Origin of the sequence: Halocynthiibacter namhaensis, assembly GCF_000812685.1 — a bacterium.
GTDB classification, from domain to species: domain Bacteria; phylum Pseudomonadota; class Alphaproteobacteria; order Rhodobacterales; family Rhodobacteraceae; genus Halocynthiibacter; species Halocynthiibacter namhaensis.
Genome location: NZ_JWIF01000074.1, coordinates 1 through 16,084, shown reverse-complemented (window position 1 = coordinate 16,084; position 16,084 = coordinate 1). Strand labels below are relative to the sequence as shown.

The 16,084-nt window shown below is 50.8% G+C and carries 14 protein-coding genes, 3 tRNA genes and 1 pseudogene; 12 read left to right on the top strand and 6 right to left on the bottom strand.

Translation table 11 applies throughout. The features are described from left to right. Positions 1 to 40: 40 nt before the first annotated feature. Positions 41 to 1,603, bottom strand: a complete 1,563-nt coding sequence (locus RJ38_RS16540) for a right-handed parallel beta-helix repeat-containing protein (protein ID WP_039019984.1) — start codon at positions 1,601 to 1,603, stop codon at positions 41 to 43. A 313-nt stretch (positions 1,604 to 1,916) separates the two neighbouring features. On the opposite strand from RJ38_RS16540, the gene RJ38_RS16535 reads away from it, so the two are divergent. The 4 genes from RJ38_RS16535 (at position 1,917) to RJ38_RS16520 (ending at position 3,576) form a co-directional block, all read left to right on the top strand. Then, positions 1,917 to 2,771 carry a phosphodiesterase gene (locus RJ38_RS16535; protein WP_238321746.1) on the top strand — a complete coding sequence of 285 codons (855 nt, stop codon included), beginning with the start codon at positions 1,917 to 1,919 and terminating at the stop codon, positions 2,769 to 2,771. A gap of 116 nt (positions 2,772 to 2,887) precedes the next feature. Further along, complete coding sequence (locus RJ38_RS16530) at positions 2,888 to 3,280, top strand: MAPEG family protein (protein WP_039019983.1); 393 nt, start codon at positions 2,888 to 2,890, stop codon at positions 3,278 to 3,280. 102 nt (positions 3,281 to 3,382) lie between these two features. Next, positions 3,383 to 3,457: transfer RNA gene (locus tag RJ38_RS16525), tRNA-Gly, on the top strand. Between the two features lie 44 nt (positions 3,458 to 3,501). Further along, a tRNA-Gly gene (locus tag RJ38_RS16520) sits at positions 3,502 to 3,576 on the top strand. 103 nt (positions 3,577 to 3,679) lie between these two features. On the opposite strand, the gene RJ38_RS16515 is transcribed toward RJ38_RS16520, so the two are convergent. After that, positions 3,680 to 4,564: a lytic transglycosylase domain-containing protein gene (locus tag RJ38_RS16515; protein ID WP_238321745.1), complete on the bottom strand. Its 885-nt coding sequence runs from the start codon at positions 4,562 to 4,564 to the stop codon at positions 3,680 to 3,682. Between the two features lie 439 nt (positions 4,565 to 5,003). Here RJ38_RS16515 and RJ38_RS16505 point away from each other — a divergent pair, with 439 nt between their 5' ends. The 3 genes from RJ38_RS16505 (at position 5,004) to cpaB (ending at position 6,576) form a co-directional block, all read left to right on the top strand. Beyond that, positions 5,004 to 5,213, top strand: a complete 210-nt coding sequence (locus RJ38_RS16505) for a Flp family type IVb pilin (protein WP_039019981.1) — start codon at positions 5,004 to 5,006, stop codon at positions 5,211 to 5,213. A gap of 190 nt (positions 5,214 to 5,403) precedes the next feature. Then, on the top strand, positions 5,404 to 5,589 hold the full coding sequence (locus tag RJ38_RS16500; protein ID WP_039019980.1) for a hypothetical protein: 186 nt from the start codon (positions 5,404 to 5,406) through the stop codon (positions 5,587 to 5,589). A gap of 159 nt (positions 5,590 to 5,748) precedes the next feature. Continuing rightward, positions 5,749 to 6,576, top strand: coding sequence for a Flp pilus assembly protein CpaB (gene cpaB, locus RJ38_RS16495; protein ID WP_039019979.1), 828 nt, complete (start codon positions 5,749 to 5,751; stop codon positions 6,574 to 6,576). Positions 6,577 to 6,727: 151 nt separating this feature from the next. On the opposite strand, the gene RJ38_RS16490 is transcribed toward cpaB, so the two are convergent. Together RJ38_RS16490 and RJ38_RS16485 are read right to left on the bottom strand one after the other, a co-directional pair. Beyond that, positions 6,728 to 8,617 (bottom strand): acyl-CoA synthetase, encoded by a 1,890-nt coding sequence (locus RJ38_RS16490; protein ID WP_039019978.1) that lies wholly within the window; start codon positions 8,615 to 8,617, stop codon positions 6,728 to 6,730. Positions 8,618 to 8,743: 126 nt separating this feature from the next. Further along, positions 8,744 to 10,528 (bottom strand): ABC transporter transmembrane domain-containing protein, encoded by a 1,785-nt coding sequence (locus tag RJ38_RS16485; RefSeq protein WP_039019977.1) that lies wholly within the window; start codon positions 10,526 to 10,528, stop codon positions 8,744 to 8,746. 708 nt (positions 10,529 to 11,236) lie between these two features. Between RJ38_RS16485 and RJ38_RS16480 the strand changes: the two genes are divergently transcribed. Together RJ38_RS16480 and RJ38_RS18315 are read left to right on the top strand one after the other, a co-directional pair. After that, positions 11,237 to 11,443, top strand: a complete 207-nt coding sequence (locus RJ38_RS16480; protein ID WP_039019976.1) for a cold-shock protein — start codon at positions 11,237 to 11,239, stop codon at positions 11,441 to 11,443. Between the two features lie 244 nt (positions 11,444 to 11,687). Continuing rightward, positions 11,688 to 11,876 carry a recombinase family protein gene (locus RJ38_RS18315; RefSeq protein WP_052245502.1) on the top strand — a complete coding sequence of 63 codons (189 nt, stop codon included), beginning with the start codon at positions 11,688 to 11,690 and terminating at the stop codon, positions 11,874 to 11,876. 59 nt (positions 11,877 to 11,935) lie between these two features. On the opposite strand, the gene RJ38_RS16470 is transcribed toward RJ38_RS18315, so the two are convergent. Continuing rightward, positions 11,936 to 12,009, bottom strand: a tRNA-Gly gene (locus RJ38_RS16470). Between the two features lie 209 nt (positions 12,010 to 12,218). Between RJ38_RS16470 and RJ38_RS16465 the strand changes: the two genes are divergently transcribed. Then, entirely contained in the window at positions 12,219 to 12,722 is a 504-nt protein-coding gene (locus RJ38_RS16465; RefSeq protein ID WP_039019975.1) for a hypothetical protein, read from the top strand. 102 nt (positions 12,723 to 12,824) lie between these two features. Here RJ38_RS16465 and RJ38_RS16460 read toward each other — a convergent pair whose 3' ends face one another. Next, positions 12,825 to 14,396: a bifunctional metallophosphatase/5'-nucleotidase gene (locus RJ38_RS16460; RefSeq protein WP_039019974.1), complete on the bottom strand. Its 1,572-nt coding sequence runs from the start codon at positions 14,394 to 14,396 to the stop codon at positions 12,825 to 12,827. Positions 14,397 to 14,823: 427 nt separating this feature from the next. Here RJ38_RS16460 and RJ38_RS16455 point away from each other — a divergent pair, with 427 nt between their 5' ends. Together RJ38_RS16455 and RJ38_RS19350 are read left to right on the top strand one after the other, a co-directional pair. Next, positions 14,824 to 15,384 (top strand): hypothetical protein, encoded by a 561-nt coding sequence (locus tag RJ38_RS16455; protein ID WP_039019973.1) that lies wholly within the window; start codon positions 14,824 to 14,826, stop codon positions 15,382 to 15,384. Between the two features lie 12 nt (positions 15,385 to 15,396). Next, positions 15,397 to 16,084, top strand: a pseudogene (locus tag RJ38_RS19350) (IS3 family transposase); the annotation flags it as partial.

Below are 16,084 nucleotides of genomic sequence, written 5' to 3'. Positions count from 1 at the left end.
GATCATAATGACACGCGGGGGCCAATGGCCCCCGCGTTTATCATTCAAGACCGATGAGTTGCGGCTCGACAAACGCGTCATCTCCGTAGGCATCCCGCACAAAATGCCAGGCACCGCCAATATTTTGGGAAAATTTGACTGACTGAAAGGTCATATCTTCTGAAAGGCCATTTCGCTGGTGCTGCGCCAAAAATCGTTCAAGCTGAATAGGGCGTGAATTCCGCTGGTTTTCACGTTGCAGCGGGATTGATAAACCTGCTTCTGGATGCCCTGAAATCACGACATCCCGGATATCAACCGAAGCGCCGGCAGCGAGGATCATCCCATTTCCAGCATTCTCAGAAACCAGAGTATCACGCATGACGATCTCTGACACGGCATCTGTCACAACGCCCGCTGAGTGGTGACCACCTGACCCGTTGCGGGTTATCTTCGTGCCTGAAACATGAAGCACCCCTCCGTTGTTTATCCCCCTGTCACGGTTTTTTGTGATCAAGCTGTTTTGAATCTGAACATTACAGGCCCCAGATACATCCACACCATCTGTGCCATTTTCAGAAATCTCTGCATTCGTGATAACTAAATTTAGGGGCGGGCTGCCGGGGGCATTCAACACCGGAAGGCAAGATACCCCCCTAGAATTGCCCGAAACCTGCATCCTATCAAGTGTCAGATTTTCCCCTCCACGCATCGCGATACCTGCAAGCCCATCTTTATACCCGGAGATATGGCTATCCGAGAGCCTTCCAGGACCAGAGCAGTGCCCCATGACAATCCCGCCAGCGTTTCCATCGCTAAGGCGCGCGTCAGAGATGTCAAATGATGCACCGTTTTGAGTAAACACGCCGCTGTAACCACTTCCTGACAGGCTGAAATCACGGGCCTGGAAAGACGCGCCCGTGTCCAGCCGTACCCCTTCCCGTCTGTTGTCGCGAATGATGCTGTTTGTCAGGCTGATGACAGCCCGATCAATCGCCAGAATGCCAGCTTCAGCGTTTTCAGAAATGATGGACCCTGTGATCTGTACATTTGCCTCAGGCCCAAGCACGTAAATCCCCGAATACACATCGTTGCGAATATGCATATTGTTTAGTGAAACTCTAGCGTTCACGACAGTAAATCCGGAATGTGCGTCCTGAGAGAAATAGTCAGGTTGACCGGCGCGAAAGACAGTCGTGCCATTTTGCCCGGTGACCTGAGATCCGCTGGGTTCACCACCAATCTGTGTCAGATACAGATTTTCGATCTTCCCCCCGGGCGCATGCCATTGCACGATGTCCTGTGCTGTCTCGGAGATGATCTGTGGCGGCGTCTCGCCGTAACCTATGATCTCAAGTGGTTTTGTAATGGTAATCGCATCTTTGTATTCGCCGGATGCGATGCAAATACGATCGCCATCCTGTGCAGTAGACACCGCGTCGCTAATCAAACCGGAGGAGGTCCAGAGCCACCCGGGCTTAATTACGTGACTGCAGCCTTCCGGTTGAGTTTCATATAGGGATGTGAGCTGCGCAAAGGAGGCCCCCATAGCGAGGCCCCCTCCCGTTGTTACAAAGACCGCCAAAATGGTGGACAGCCCAATGCGTCTGGTTTGCAATTGCATCACACATATCCTTTCTGAATATTCGTAGATTGTCTGGACAATGCACAGACTTCACAGTGTTCCAACGATAAGCGGTTAACAATAGCCATCTGTTCAGGTGACGTGTCGTTTCTGGCACAGCCCCATCAAGGTTTTTGCTTAAGCTTCCCCTTGCCCTCTGAGTGCATACCCGCCACGTTATTTAAAAGGGAATCAGATGCCGAATGCGTTTCGTATCACTCCTATCTTTTGTGTTGTAGACACTCGTGCAGGCCGGGATGGCGCAAACCCGTAGAGGCCTCGCACTTGAACTTTCTCCAGAGGACTGGATCCAATGACCACCATAAATCGTATGCACCATAAAATTCTGGTCTTTACCGATATTCACATCAAATCTGAGGGCGAGAAGATCGTCGGCTATGACCCATTGGAACGATTTGACACTGGGTTGAAACACGCGCTCAAGCATCATCCGGACGCGGATCATTTAATCCTGACCGGTGATTTGACCCATAACGGTCGCCCAGATCAATTTGCACGTCTCAAACCGTTGCTGGCTGATCTGCCACTGCCTGTCACATTGATGACTGGGAACCATGATCGCCGCGACACTTTGCTTGAGGCTTTTCCTGACCAGTTGGTCACCGAGAGCGGCCATTTGATGCGCGTGATTGACCTTCAGGGGGCCGCACCCTTTGGTCCCAAAGATCGGCTGATCTGTCTGGATACTTTAGATGGTCCGCCCTGGCGCGAACACCACCATGCTGGTGCGCTCTGTCGCGCACGAATGGAATGGCTGAAAGAACAACTGGATACCGCAGGCGAGCGTCGCGTCTCAATCTTTATGCACCACCCGCCCTTCCACACGGGGTTTGATGGGATGGATGCGATCCGAATGATGGATCACGACGCCTTTTACGACCTGGTCAAACAATACCCCAATGTTGCTCATATTTTTGCCGGACATATCCACCGTACAATTTCTGGCACAGCACATGGCATTGGTTTTACGATCTTCAAAAGTCCGACTCATCAAATGCCGATGATGTTGGGTGAAACAGGTTACGCGCATTCCGTTCCAGAACCGGGTGCATATGGGATCATCTTGCTGTCCGATGAAGGCGTGATCGTTCATTCGGAAGACTTTGACGAAGCACGCCGCCATGCCGTTCAAGGGTACGACGATTAGAAACCGTAGTTTGCGCAACGGAAACCTGTGAAAAGCCTTGGCTTAGGTTGTGATTTTCAACCACTCATGTTCCCCTCTCCACATACGCGGCCCCACGACACACGACAGGACATACCATGATCATTCCCACAGTTACCCCACTTTACGCCGGCATCCTTGCCCTTTTCTTAGTTTACCTCAGCTTTCAGGTCATTTTTCGCCGCAAAAGCGCCAAAGTATCCCTTGGGGATGGCGATGACAGCCTGCTGAACAAACGTATCCGGGTGCATGCAAATTTTGTCGAATACGCACCTATTGGCTTGATCTTGCTTCTCATGGCGGAACTTCAGGGCGCACCGCTTTGGGTGTGTCATATCCTTGGTTTGATGTTGGTCGCGGGGCGTGTCATGCATGCCCATGGGTTGGCCGCTGACCCGCAAATCATCCCGCTGCGCAAAAACGGCATGATCATCACATTTGCGATGCTAACCTTCGCCGCCATCGCCAATATCGCCCACGCCATTTTCTAAAACGGTATTCTGAGGCCGTTTCACAAAAAATCTGCCCTCACATTGCATTTTCCACTTGCAGGTCGAGGGCAGGTTCACTAGATCAAGCCTCACCGAAAGGATGCGGGCGTAGCTCAGGGGTAGAGCACAACCTTGCCAAGGTTGGGGTCGAGAGTTCGAATCTCTTCGCCCGCTCCAAATACACAACCCAGTGTGTTTGGTTAGGCCTTTCGGAAATGGATGCGGGCGTAGCTCAGGGGTAGAGCACAACCTTGCCAAGGTTGGGGTCGAGAGTTCGAATCTCTTCGCCCGCTCCAAATAATTTAGCCAGAATACACATAACTTAAAGCAAGCTTTCTTCAGAGCTGGCTTTAATTCGTGTCTCGGCACCAAGATCTCCCCACGTAGGGAACAGTTCCCCTACCCTCCGTTACCATCCAAATTGACGATGAACACACAACCATCCGTTGCAAGTTCCGGGGGCGTTGTACAAAGCCCCCGCGCCACAGTCCATGCGGCGACAACTTTCGGCACATAGCCGCGGGTTTCGGCGTATTCTGGCACGCCGCCATTTCGCCGCACCGCGTTCTCGCCCGCGTTATAGGCCGCCAAGACGACAATCGGATCGTAATTAAATTCCTTCATCAACCAATCCAGATATGCCACGCCACCCTTGATGTTTTGAACGGGGTCACTCACATCCGTCACACCAAATCGTTCCGCTGTGGCTGGCATCAACTGCATCAAACCTGACGCCCCTGCAGAACTGATGGCATCTACTTTACCAGAGGATTCCACTCCGATCACGGCCAAGGCCAAGGCTGGCGACACTTTCGTGCCAACAGTCGCACCAAGAATATCACGTCCATATTTTTCAGCGACCGCTTGGAGATTTTGCATGGCTGGCACAGCCACACTGCTGTCTCCCGGCGGATTGCTTAGAACCTGTTCGGCAATTTCCAAACGGTTGGGGGCAGAATCTTCAAGCGACGGTGAAATGCTTTCCCAAAACCAAGCATAAGGAAGATCAGGTACTGTCGCCTGCAAAATATCTTGCGCGTCATCTGTGCCAACTTCAGGCGTCGAAACCTCTGCATCACGGTGCCCCGTTGGCAGCGCCAAAGCAGCGGCCTGTTCAACTGGATCAATTTGAACGTTGATCCGGCGACGCCCCTCAAAGCTTTGAGGAACCACCACACGTTTAAACGTGAACTCGGTTGGCGCCGGAGCAGGGTCAGCGCCAATCGGTAAAGGGAGACAACACAAGAAAATCGCCATTCCCCTAATCACAGAGGTTTCGAACATATTCCGCACCTTGTTTTCCGATATGACGACCATCCTACTGGAAGGCCAAGATAAAGCAATTCGCATTTCAACGCCCCGTTCGGACCCCTAGTTTCAAGATATTCCTAGGATTCTGACAAATCATTCACCCCGACGCCAGCACTATTCGCTCAAATATGTCCTTTGTGCCCAAATGAACGGATACATGGGGCCCCTTCGAGGGTTCATCGTGAGTAATTTTCATAAAGTTTATAGATCTCAATTGCTTACGAATTTTATTTATAATTATCGCCCTGCCAAAAAATACCTGATCTCCGCCCAAGTCTTGCCCCATTCTAAGAGCTATATAGCGGCACACAACGGCCAACCCGATGAACGCACAGACGGCAGGCTTCAACACTGGCTTAATTGGCCACCACATGCCGCACATTGCGGTTGATTAAACAAATAGGAAATCAAAATGTTGAACTTCATCAAAAACTTCGCGAATGACGAATCCGGTGCTGTAACAGTTGACTGGGTTGTTCTGACCGCCGCCATCGTTGGCTTGGGCATCGTAATCTCACAAACTGTTGGTACTGGTGCTAACACAGCAGCAGCTAATATCGCAGCAGAGCTAGGGAAAATCCAACCTGACGCATCTGCAATTGCCACTACAGTTAGCGACTAATCTGACGAACTGAAACAAGGTTTTCGCAGCCACAAACTTTGAAGGGCCACACTTTGTCGTGTGGCCCTTTTATACGAAAATGTTAGGTAAAATAACAAAATCCCAACAGAACACGATCAACTTCCCGACACATTTCGGTGCCACGGTCACATCCAGAGTCACAGTTTGATACCATCCAGCGGAGTAGTTAATGAGATATTTGTTGAAAAAATTCGCCCACGATGACGATGGGGCAATTACCGTAGATTGGGTCGTGCTGACCGCCGGGATCATCCTCCTCACGGTCACCGTATTTGTGCCTCTCAAAGCGGGCCTTATGGATGGCTCAGAAACCATCGCGACCTCAATCGAATCCGTGACGATTTTGGACGAGTAAAACCCACAATATTGTCGATTTTTTCACGAATACATTGGTATATTCAGCACAAGTGTCACCTGAACTTGGTTATCCTATTGCATCTTTTGCGGGAATGCTCAAAAAAAGATGAATTGTCTTACCAACCGTAAGACAATAGGAATTTCGAAAGGATTTAGAATGCGTGCTGTATTTGGCCTTGTGCTTGTTGCGGGTGTCGGTTTGGCAGGTTTGGCCGTATTTAAAGTAAAAGAACGCGTGGATGCTTACCAAGGTGCCTTGGCGCATGCTCGATCGACCCAAATCAACATCCAAACCACCGATATTCTTGTCGTCACCAGCCGACTTTCCTATGGCCAGAAGCTAACCGCTGAACATGTTCGCTTGGTAAAATGGCCTGTGGATTCACTACCTGAGGGCACGTTTTCGACCTTAGAAACGCTATTCCCGGACAGCTCACTTGCGTATCGCAGCGTGGCACGCATCATGGAAGTCAACGAACCGGTTTTGAATGTGAAAGTCTCAGAACCAGGAAAAACCGTGGGCATTCAATCACAAATCACCCCAGGCCTAAGTGCCTTTACAATCAGAGTTGATGCTGTGTCTGGCGTGTCAGGTTTCCTACATCCTGGCGCCCTTGTCGATGTCTATTGGACTGGCGAAAGCGAAGGCGAAGGCGTGACCCAGCTGATACAAAATGCTGTACGGATCGTCGCCATTGACCAACAAGAAAACGCTGAAGATTTCGGCGCAACGATTGCCCGCACCATCACGGTGGAAGGCACACGCCAGCAGGTCACCCGACTGGCGCAAGCGCAGGCCAGCGGTCGTTTGACCCTTTCACTTCTCAACGAAAGTGACGAACTGGTGGACCCCAGCGAAGTTATTCTGACACGCACCGGGGATCTGCTTGGAGAACGCGAACAAGCGGAACAAAAATGTTACGTGACGACCGGCTTCGGCGCAAACAAAGTGGTTACTGACATTGAACGCCCGTGCCCCGATTAACAGCCAATGCATATCTGTATTTGGCAAGGTGATCTAACGTTAATGCGCTTAAATACTTAAAAAGACCAACCAAGTTTCCTTGGTTGGTCTTTTTTTATACTGTCTATATCCGCCCCTGAAGATGTGAGGCTTCACATGACATCGGCCAATATTAGGCTGTCCATTCCCACGGGCGAACAAATTGACCAAGGCAGCTTGTCACTTCAGCATCGCTCACATCACCGGTTTTCTGCAACTGTGCAACAAGACCACGCTTCTTATCATCAAGAACCGCGTGAACCTCGGCGGAGACCCCAGCACTCAGCAAAGCGGCATTATAGACCCGGGTGATCGCACGTTTGCGCAAGTCCGGCTTAAACACTTTCCCCACTGCAGTTTTGGGTAGCTCATCCAAAATCTCAATATATTTCGGATATGCCGCACGTTCATGGATATGTTCACATGAAAACGCGATCAATTCCTCAGGGGTTGTTTCTGCACCTTCAATCAGCTCTACATAAGCGCAGGGCAATTCACCCGAATGCCCATCCGGCTGGCCAATAGCCCCAACGAAGCCGACCGCAGGGTGTCCTGACAAGGCTTCTTCAATCTCAGCGGGGTCAATATTGTGCCCACCACGGATGATCAAATCTTTCGCCCGCCCCGTAATAAACAGATACCCTTCCGCATCGATGCGCCCAAGATCACCCGTACGTAGATAGACATCGTGATGGAACAAATCGTGGTTTTTGTCGACTTCGGTGTATGTAGACCCCTCAAAAACCCCAGGGTTGTCGATGCAGATCTCACCAATTTCATCCACGGCACATTCCACTGGACCATCCGAAGTATTCTTCAAGATCTTCACGTCACAATGCGGGAACATCATGCCCACAGACCCAGTCTTTTTACTGCCACCGGGAGGGTTACAAGACACAAGGCAGGTTGCTTCCGTCAAGCCATAGCCTTCAATGATTTGCACCCCGGTCGCTTCTTCAAAACGACGGTACAGTTCCAATGGCAAAGGCGATGACCCGGAAAATGCACCAGATAAAGTGGAAATATCGGCATCAATAGGACGTTGCATCAAGGCGGATAATGCCGTTGGAACGGTGACCAAAAAGCTGACTTTATAGCGTTCGCACAGCTTCCAGAAATTGTCGAACACACCATCCCCGCGATACCCCGCAGGCGTTGGAAAAATCACATGGGACGCCGCACCAATCATGGACATCAGGATCGGATACACCGCGAAAACATGGAACAATGGCAGCGGACACATGACGTTGTCTTCAGGTTCAAACAACAGGGTCGAGCCAAGCCAACCATTATAGATCATGCCCGAATATTTATGCTGGGCGACCTTGGGCATCCCCGTGGTGCCACCGGTGTGAAAATAGGCCGCAACCCGATCTTCCTTCTTGTCTTCAAAATCAAGCGTGGTGTTTTCTTTTGCGGCTTCCCGGACAAAATCAAGTACTTGTGCGCTGTGCGTTACAGGATTCTTAGGGCGGATAAGCGGAACGATCCAGGATTTTGGTGGTGACAAATACCGCAGCAGGTCGATCTCAAGGACGGTTTTCACATTGGGCGCATCTTTCAACGCCTCTGATGCTTTTTGCGGCACATCCGTCTTTGGGAAGGCCTTTAACGTCACCAAAACCGTCGCGTTCGTTTCGCGCAGAATGGCTGAAATCTGTTCAGGCTCAAGCAGCGGGTTAATCGGGTTCACGATCCCCGCGATCATCCCCCCCAACAGAGTTTGGGCCGTCTCCATTGCGTTGGGAAGTAAGAAGGCAACGACATCGGTTTCACCAACACCTAGACGGCGAAACAGGTTCGCGGCTTGGACGGACTTTTCAAACACTTCAGTCCAATTTTGGGTTTCCGCCTTATCCTTAGGCCCCGATGTAATCTGATAGCTGATAGCCGACCCGTGAGGGTTCTTGTCTTTCGCCGAAGCTAAAAAGTCATGCATGGTGCGCGGCAAATCACGCGCGCCAAACGTTTCGGCTTCGCCTTCGATCTTTAGCAGATCCTCCAGATTGGCAAATTTACCCATCCTTATCTTCCTCCCTGATGTCCCATTTTTATGGACGTTTTGTCACACAATGGGCGGAACTGTGCCGTGACGCAAGCCTGACGCTGCATCCCCATCATTGGCCCAGCACCTGAAGGCGGAAAAACCTTAAACCTCAGAGGTGAACTGAAGCTTCGCAAGGCGCGCATAAAGGCCACCCTCTTTCACAAGGCTTTCATGGGTGCCCGACGCAACGATCTGACCTTCTTCAAACACCACGATCCGGTCGGCCTTCTTAACGGTTGCCAAACGGTGCGCCACAATCAAAGTCGTGCGGTCTTTTGCAAGGTCATCAATTGCATGCTGCACGGCACGTTCGCTTTCGGCATCAAGTGCCGACGTTGCCTCATCCAGCAATAAAACCGGCGCGTCGCGCAAGATGGCCCGTGCGATGGCAATACGCTGCTTCTGCCCGCCCGACAGCATCACGCCGCGTTCGCCAAGCTCTGATTGATACCCCTCAGGCAGCGCTTGCAAGAAATCATGCGCGGCCGCTGCTTTGGCTGCCGCAATAACGTCATCTTCACTGGCATCAGGACGGCCAAAGCGAATGTTTTCCATGGCAGACCCAGCAAAAATCACAGGGTCCTGCGCAACAAGGGCGATGTGGCGTCGAAAATCTGCGCGTTCCATGTCGCCCAATGCGTGACCATCAAGGTAGACATCCCCTTGATCCGGATCATAGAAGCGAAGCAAAAGCTGCAAGATTGTAGACTTCCCAGCCCCAGACGGGCCGACCAACGCAACGGTCTCACCCGCTTTTACGTCAAGCGTTAGATCTTTCAACGCAGCAACATCAGGCCGTGAAGGGTAATGAAACGTCACATCGTCGAAACGAATATTGCCGCTGGAGCGATCTAGCGACTTCACGGGTGACACCGGATCATTGACCTGATCTTGTGTCTCTAACAGCTCAACCAAACGTTCTGTTGCACCAGCGGCACGTTGCAGTTCGCTCCAGACTTCGGACAGCGACCCAACCGCGCCAGCGACCAAGATCGCATAGATCACAAATTGCACCAATGCGCCCGTGCTCATGAGGTCATCCTGCACATCACGCGCACCAACCCAAAGCACGCCAACAACACCAGAGAAAATCAGAAAAATCACGATGACCGTCATGATCGCACGCGTAAAAATACGCTTTGCCGCGGATCCAAACGCTTTCTCGGTTACATCATCGAATTGCGCGATTGTTCGGGCTTCGTGTGTGTAGGCTTGCACAGTTCCAACCGCCGACAAGGCTTCTGAAGCAGAGCCAGAGCTGGCCGCGATCCAATCTTGGTTTTCTCGACTAAGCACCCGCAAACGGCGCCCTAGAACGATGATCGGGATCAACACACCAGGGACGATCAACAACACAAGCCCTGTCAGCTTCGCGCTGGTAAACAGCATCAAGATCATACCACCGATGAACATCAGAATGTTGCGCAACGCCACCGAAAGAGACGAGCCAATCACGGATTGAATGATCGTGGTATCCGTCGTGATCCGTGACAGTACTTCTCCCGTCAACGTCTTCTCAAAAAATTCGGGTGACAAGCCAATCACGCGCGAGAACACCGCTTTGCGCATGTCGGCCACGATGCGTTCGCCTAAACGGGTCACCAAGAAATAACGCGTTCCCGTGCCAAGCGCCAACAAAGCGGCAACGGCCAGCGCCGCGCCAAAATACTCATCGAGCAGATGCGCGTCGCCAGCGGTAAACCCATCTACAACTCTGCGCACCGCGATTGGCAAAATCAGTGACAACGCTGCGGTCGCGGTCAAAGCAATTAAGGTCAGAACCACCTGCATTTTGTAAGGCTTCACAAACGGCGAAAGGCCCTGCAACGCACTGATTTTTTTGGACTTTTCTCGATCCTCATCAGAGGAATCTGTTGATCTGGCCATGGTCTGCACTCTCAATATGCACACGAACGTCAAACGAAATTCGTTATGTTAACACTGCAGAGGAGAGGGTTGGAACGGATAGCGAGCTACGCGACCGAGCTTTTCCCCAATCTTTTCAATGTAGTTGTGTCCCAAGAGGCAGATATAGAAACCCCTGAGTTTTCAAGGGTTTTCCTAACATGTGTCCCAAGGAAAACAAGTCACATTTTGCCGCACAAGCCTTCCCCCTGCCCTTGGATCACCGAGGGCAACAGCGAGAATTGTCCCGGATTGAAAGGGCAAGAATATGAGTGCATGTAGACACTGTGGGCACGGCGCAATCATCTAAGGGTGATCTGGGGCCGATATGCCCTGACTGTTCGGACGATAGACAGTGTGAGACTGCGACCGACACTGGATACACAGGGCCACCGATATTGGAACCGGAATTATGCGACCAAATCATTGACGCATAATTCAAAAACAACGGCACGTTTGACACCAAATGGCTAACCAACAATCTCACAAAGAACACGCTTAGTGACACCGGCACGCAAAAGCACGCAATCTGAAAATTATATATTCCCTTGTGTTTTTCCTTTTTTATGCCCATGTAGTGCACGCGACGTTACCACTATCTGCAACACTGCTCCTTAGGCTCAGTCTTCGATCTTGCGCTGACTTAGCCGATCTGCTGCATTCTGCGGGCAGTTTTAAAGGAGAACGACAATGGCTACTGGCACTGTCAAATGGTTTAACACAACAAAAGGCTTCGGCTTTATCGCTCCCGATGGCGGAAAAAATGATGTATTTGTACACATCTCTGCTGTTGAGCAAGCAGGCTTGACTGGTCTGGACGATAACCAAAAAGTGACTTTCGATATCGAATCTGGTCGCGATGGCCGCGAAAACGCGTCAAACATCGCTCTGGCTTAAGGTTCTTTCTTAAGTAAGAACTAAATCTAAATGAAATTATGGGCACGTCATCTCTGACGTGCCCATTTTACAAAAAAGCCGTGCTAACCATCAGGTTGGCGTGGCTTTAAAATGTTGCACAGAAAGCATGAACTTACGCCGATTCACCGCCCCGACAACGCTTGGCCAGTTACGCAAGAGTTTCAACGGATGGGCAGACGGTTGATGCCCAGATCGATGCCTGAAGTATGCAGGCTGTGAGAAGGTGTTCACCGAAGTTGCATCTGGGGCCAAGAAGGATCGTCCTGTGTTGAAGGAAGTCATGGCGTATCTTCGATCCAATTCGGATGATGTGTTGACCGCGTACAAGCTTGATCGCGTTGCCCGCAGCCCGCCATATTTCAGATTCGATAAAAACTGCATCGCAAATCACAACAAAACTGATTCACATTAACGCAAATCCAGCGTGTCACGCTTCAGTTAAGTAGTTGATTTTATTGAATTATAATAAATTGGAGCGGGTAGCGGGAATCGAACCCGCGCCTTAAGCTTGGAAGGCTCTTATGATACCATTTCACCATACCCGCACTCTGGATGTTGATTATGTCACCTGCCGGGGAACGTCAAGAGGTCTGCAGGTTTCCTTTTCGCATTTTTGAAAAACCTATGTCAGCCTGAAACCTGGCTGTTACGGTAAAGGGTTCCGGGGAAATGTCACAAAACCGCCCCAATTTCACAGTAGGCTAAGCCAATATAATTGAGCGGGTCTGATATTCCTGATCCGAAGGAGGCCCAGATGGCACATTTCATGAAAACTTCAGCGCTTTGTATTGCCGCAGTCTTTTCCGCTCAGATGGCATCGGCCCAGCAAGTCATGTCAAAATCTCAAGTCGAATCCTATTTAGGTGTCGCAGATATTGACCACGTTCTTAACCGAAACATTGATGATCCAACGACGGCCGCAGTGGAACCAAGTGTGTATGAAGTTTCTATTTTCAAGAATGACTTCATGCCCCCTGAAATCTACCTTGTGGAGGGGGACATCATTGCATTTCAAAACCTTGACAGCTCAACGCGTCGGGTCAAAGCCAACGGAACGAACAGTCGCGTTGGGTGGAATTCTGGGGCAATCTATGGCTACCAAACCACCTATATGCTGATCAATCAAACGGGAAATCAGGATTTTTTCAGCGCGTATTCCAATGGCAGCCGAACAAAATCTAGCACGTCTCGCCTGCGCAACGGACGTATTTACTGGGGCGTCGCGCCAGACACGTCTTTGAGTTCTTCGAGCAACTGACAATCGAACAAGCGATGCTGCGTTTTAGATGCGGTGGCCCATTCATGCAAAAGGGGCGCAGTACTTTCTGCGCCCCTTTTCGTTGCGGATAAAGTCAGTCTCTTATTGTGCGATACGACCGTCTAGGTAAGGCGTGTAACCGCCCTGTGTCGCCATGTATTCGGCAAGCACATCAGCCAAGTCTGGACCAAAGTCATATGCGTTTTCAGCTTCACGGAACATTTTGTAGCCATCACCGCCACCACGCACATAGTTGTTGGACACAAGACCATAGGTTTTCGCAGGATCAATCGCGACCCAAGCGTCACCATCAGCAACCAGAACTTCGGTCACACGACCTTCGCCAGCTGCGATAGATGCGTCAAACGTAAAGCGCACACCCGCAACCTGTGGGAAACGACCTTTGACTTCTTCGATCTGGCTTACACCGTTTTCAAGCGCATCAATCACAGTCTGCCCAGAAACCTGGAATGTGGACAGGGTGTTTTGGAATGGCAGAACCGCCAGAACTTCGCCCATGGTCACTTCACCGGTGTCGATAGACGCGCGGATACCGCCAGAGTTCGCAATCGCAATGGTCACGCCTTGATCCGCAACACGTGCAAGCATCGCGTCTGCAATCAGGTTGCCCATTTGGCATTCTTGGATGCGACAGACAGCACGATCACCTTCAATCACTTCAGCAGATTGCGCCACGACCTTTTCGCGGATTTCACCAAGTGGCACGGCCAGCTCAGCAATGCGCGCAACAGTCGCCTCATCCTCAGAAACTTCCGCATCCATCACCAGTGGTTCGCCGGTCGCTTCAACGATTTTACCGTCGTCGTCAAAAGTAACGTTCAATTCGCCCAACAGCTTGCCGTATGCGTAAGCCTGCACAACGGCTGTGTCGCCAACCATGGTTGGGTATGGGCCAACGGCGCGTTCATTTGTGTTTGACAGCAATGAATTAGAGTGACCGCCGACGATGATATCAACACCAGTGGTTTCGGCTGCAACACGTTGGTCCACAACATAACCGGAATGCGACAGAACGATGATTTTGTTCACACCTTCCGCGGTCAAACGATCGACTTCGGCTTGCACAGCAGGCACGGGATCAGAGAAAGTGATATTCGGGCCAGGGCTTGCCAACTCATCCGTGTCATGTGGCGTCAGACCAATCAGGCCGATCTTTTCACCACCACGTTCAATCACTGTGGACTTTTCAATCACATCGGCGATCAGTGGTTCGTTGGTGAAATCAGCATTCGACATCAGGATCGGGAAGTTGATGGTTTGCGCAAAGCCGCGCAGCACTTCTGGGCCATCGTCAAATTCGTGGTTGCCGACAGTCATGCCGTCATAGCCCAGCTGGTTCATGAATTCCGCAGCCATCGCACCTTTATAATAGGTGTAATATAGCGTGCCTTGGAATTGGTCACCGCCAGACACAAGGATGGAATTGTTGGACCGCGCGCGCGCATCTGTAACGGCCGTCACAAGACGGGCCGTGCCGCCGAAACATTCGCCTTCAGCGTTCTTCTCAGCGGAACAGCCAGAATCATACTTGCTGATCGGCTCAAAGCGCGCGTGAAAGTCATTGGTGTGCAGAACGGTCAGTGAATAATCGGCGCTTGCAGCCCCTGTTGTCATCACCAGCGCAGCTGCTGTTGTTAGAAAACGGTTCTTCATGGGAATCCCCCTGGTTGGAATACGCACAGAGTTACGCCAAACGCGCCCAGAGTCAAAACCTTGACGTCACGACACCCACGCGATCCAATGTAGTTCTAAAAAATGCAGGTGTAATAAGCTTACAGCAACAGGGCGACAGCCAATGTGTGCCCTGTCTAGTGAGTGATAGCTTCGAGCCCACTTTGCCGATTTTCTCCAATGCAGATAATGTCTGCTAGCACGTGTGGACCAAAAACCTTCAACAACTGCTTGAGTTTTGAACGGGGTTTTTGCCAGCCGAAAATAGGCCGTTTTTCGGTTGTTCCAAAATGGAGCGTTTTTGGTGATCTGGTAGAGTTAATTTGCTCCGCTGCGGCCATGAGCAAATATTGAAATAGACAGATCATAATGATAACTGCCCATGTAACTCTTACATAAGGTGCTTGGCATGAAGCGTTTTACATTGATTGCAGTTATTTTAATTTTTCCTTTGCCGCTCTTAGCGGAAGACACTTGGCAAGATGATATTATAGAAATTGCCAAAAGGTTTAGCGATCTGGCTGAACAACAAGAAGTAATCGAATATGGCATTGACTATATGTATCCAGAAATACTTGTTGCCACAGCGCGCGCTTTGAATACATCAAATGGTGAGGCGCTTCAGGCTATGCGGTCGGGCTATGAAACGGCTACAGCTACGTTCGAAATGCGGGATCATGAAGCTTTTGTAGAGACGGCACAGTTTGGCGTTTCTGGGGATTGGCGATGGGGAGCCGTGCCATATCAAGGAACACTTGTTTTTAGAACAACAGGCGACCCTCTCCCGCTAGGTTGCAGTTGGTTATTTGTTTTTGGCAAAAATGGTGATTGGTTTTTCAACTCAGTAAGAAGTGGTGGAACCAAAGAAATTGTGAAGTCAGGCCTACCCAGTTCACTTCCGTTAGTAATTGACACTCTTTGGTCTTGTCGCGGTTTAGTTCCGGTCTCTTTCGAGCAATGTTTGCTATGAAGGAGATAGAGAATGGCAAAGAGATACACAGACGAGTTTCGGCGTGATGCGGTGCGCATGGCGGCGACGAGTGGCTTAACGCGGCCTCAACTTTCATCAGATTTAGGGGTTGGGCTTTCGACGCTGAACAAATGGGTTTAACAGCATCAACACGATGACCTGATGTCAGGACCGCATGAAGACGTTGAGAAGGAGAACACGCGGCTTCGCAAGGAAGTCCGTCTGCTGCGCGAGGAGAGGGAAGTGTTAAAAAAGGCGGCAATCTTCTTTGCAGGCCAAAGCCGGTGAGATTTGCGTTCATCGACGCCTGGAAAGAAGAATGGCCAGTTGAGTTCCTGTGCAAAGTTATGCGGGTCACATCACGTGGTTTTCGCGCGTGGCGGGTTCGCCCGATGAGCCAGCGTCAACGCGATGATATGGTGATCCTGGCTCACATCCGTGAACAGCATCGCTTAAGCCTGCAAAGCTATGGGCGGCCTCGGATAACCGAGGAACTGCAAGAATTGGGATTACCGGTGGGCCATCGCAGGGTCGGACGTCTGATGGGCGAGAATGGCATCAAGATCATCAGAACCCAGAAATACAAGGCGTCAACGGACAGCAACCACACGTTCAACATTGCACCAAATCTGTTGGATCAAGATTTCTCAGCGACTGGCCCCAATCAGAAATGGGCTGGAGACATCAGCTACATTTGGAC

Coding starts and splice junctions, on each gene's coding strand:
- RJ38_RS16540 (WP_039019984.1), bottom strand. CDS start 1,603: ATGCAATTGCAAACCAGACGCATTGGGCTGTCCACCATTTTGGCGGTC.
- RJ38_RS16535 (WP_238321746.1), top strand. CDS start 1,917: ATGACCACCATAAATCGTATGCACCATAAAATTCTGGTCTTTACCGAT.
- RJ38_RS16530 (WP_039019983.1), top strand. CDS start 2,888: ATGATCATTCCCACAGTTACCCCACTTTACGCCGGCATCCTTGCCCTT.
- RJ38_RS16515 (WP_238321745.1), bottom strand. CDS start 4,564: ATGTTCGAAACCTCTGTGATTAGGGGAATGGCGATTTTCTTGTGTTGT.
- RJ38_RS16505 (WP_039019981.1), top strand. CDS start 5,004: ATGTTGAACTTCATCAAAAACTTCGCGAATGACGAATCCGGTGCTGTA.
- RJ38_RS16500 (WP_039019980.1), top strand. CDS start 5,404: ATGAGATATTTGTTGAAAAAATTCGCCCACGATGACGATGGGGCAATT.
- cpaB (WP_039019979.1), top strand. CDS start 5,749: ATGCGTGCTGTATTTGGCCTTGTGCTTGTTGCGGGTGTCGGTTTGGCA.
- RJ38_RS16490 (WP_039019978.1), bottom strand. CDS start 8,617: ATGGGTAAATTTGCCAATCTGGAGGATCTGCTAAAGATCGAAGGCGAA.
- RJ38_RS16485 (WP_039019977.1), bottom strand. CDS start 10,528: ATGGCCAGATCAACAGATTCCTCTGATGAGGATCGAGAAAAGTCCAAA.
- RJ38_RS16480 (WP_039019976.1), top strand. CDS start 11,237: ATGGCTACTGGCACTGTCAAATGGTTTAACACAACAAAAGGCTTCGGC.
- RJ38_RS16465 (WP_039019975.1), top strand. CDS start 12,219: ATGGCACATTTCATGAAAACTTCAGCGCTTTGTATTGCCGCAGTCTTT.
- RJ38_RS16460 (WP_039019974.1), bottom strand. CDS start 14,396: ATGAAGAACCGTTTTCTAACAACAGCAGCTGCGCTGGTGATGACAACA.
- RJ38_RS16455 (WP_039019973.1), top strand. CDS start 14,824: ATGAAGCGTTTTACATTGATTGCAGTTATTTTAATTTTTCCTTTGCCG.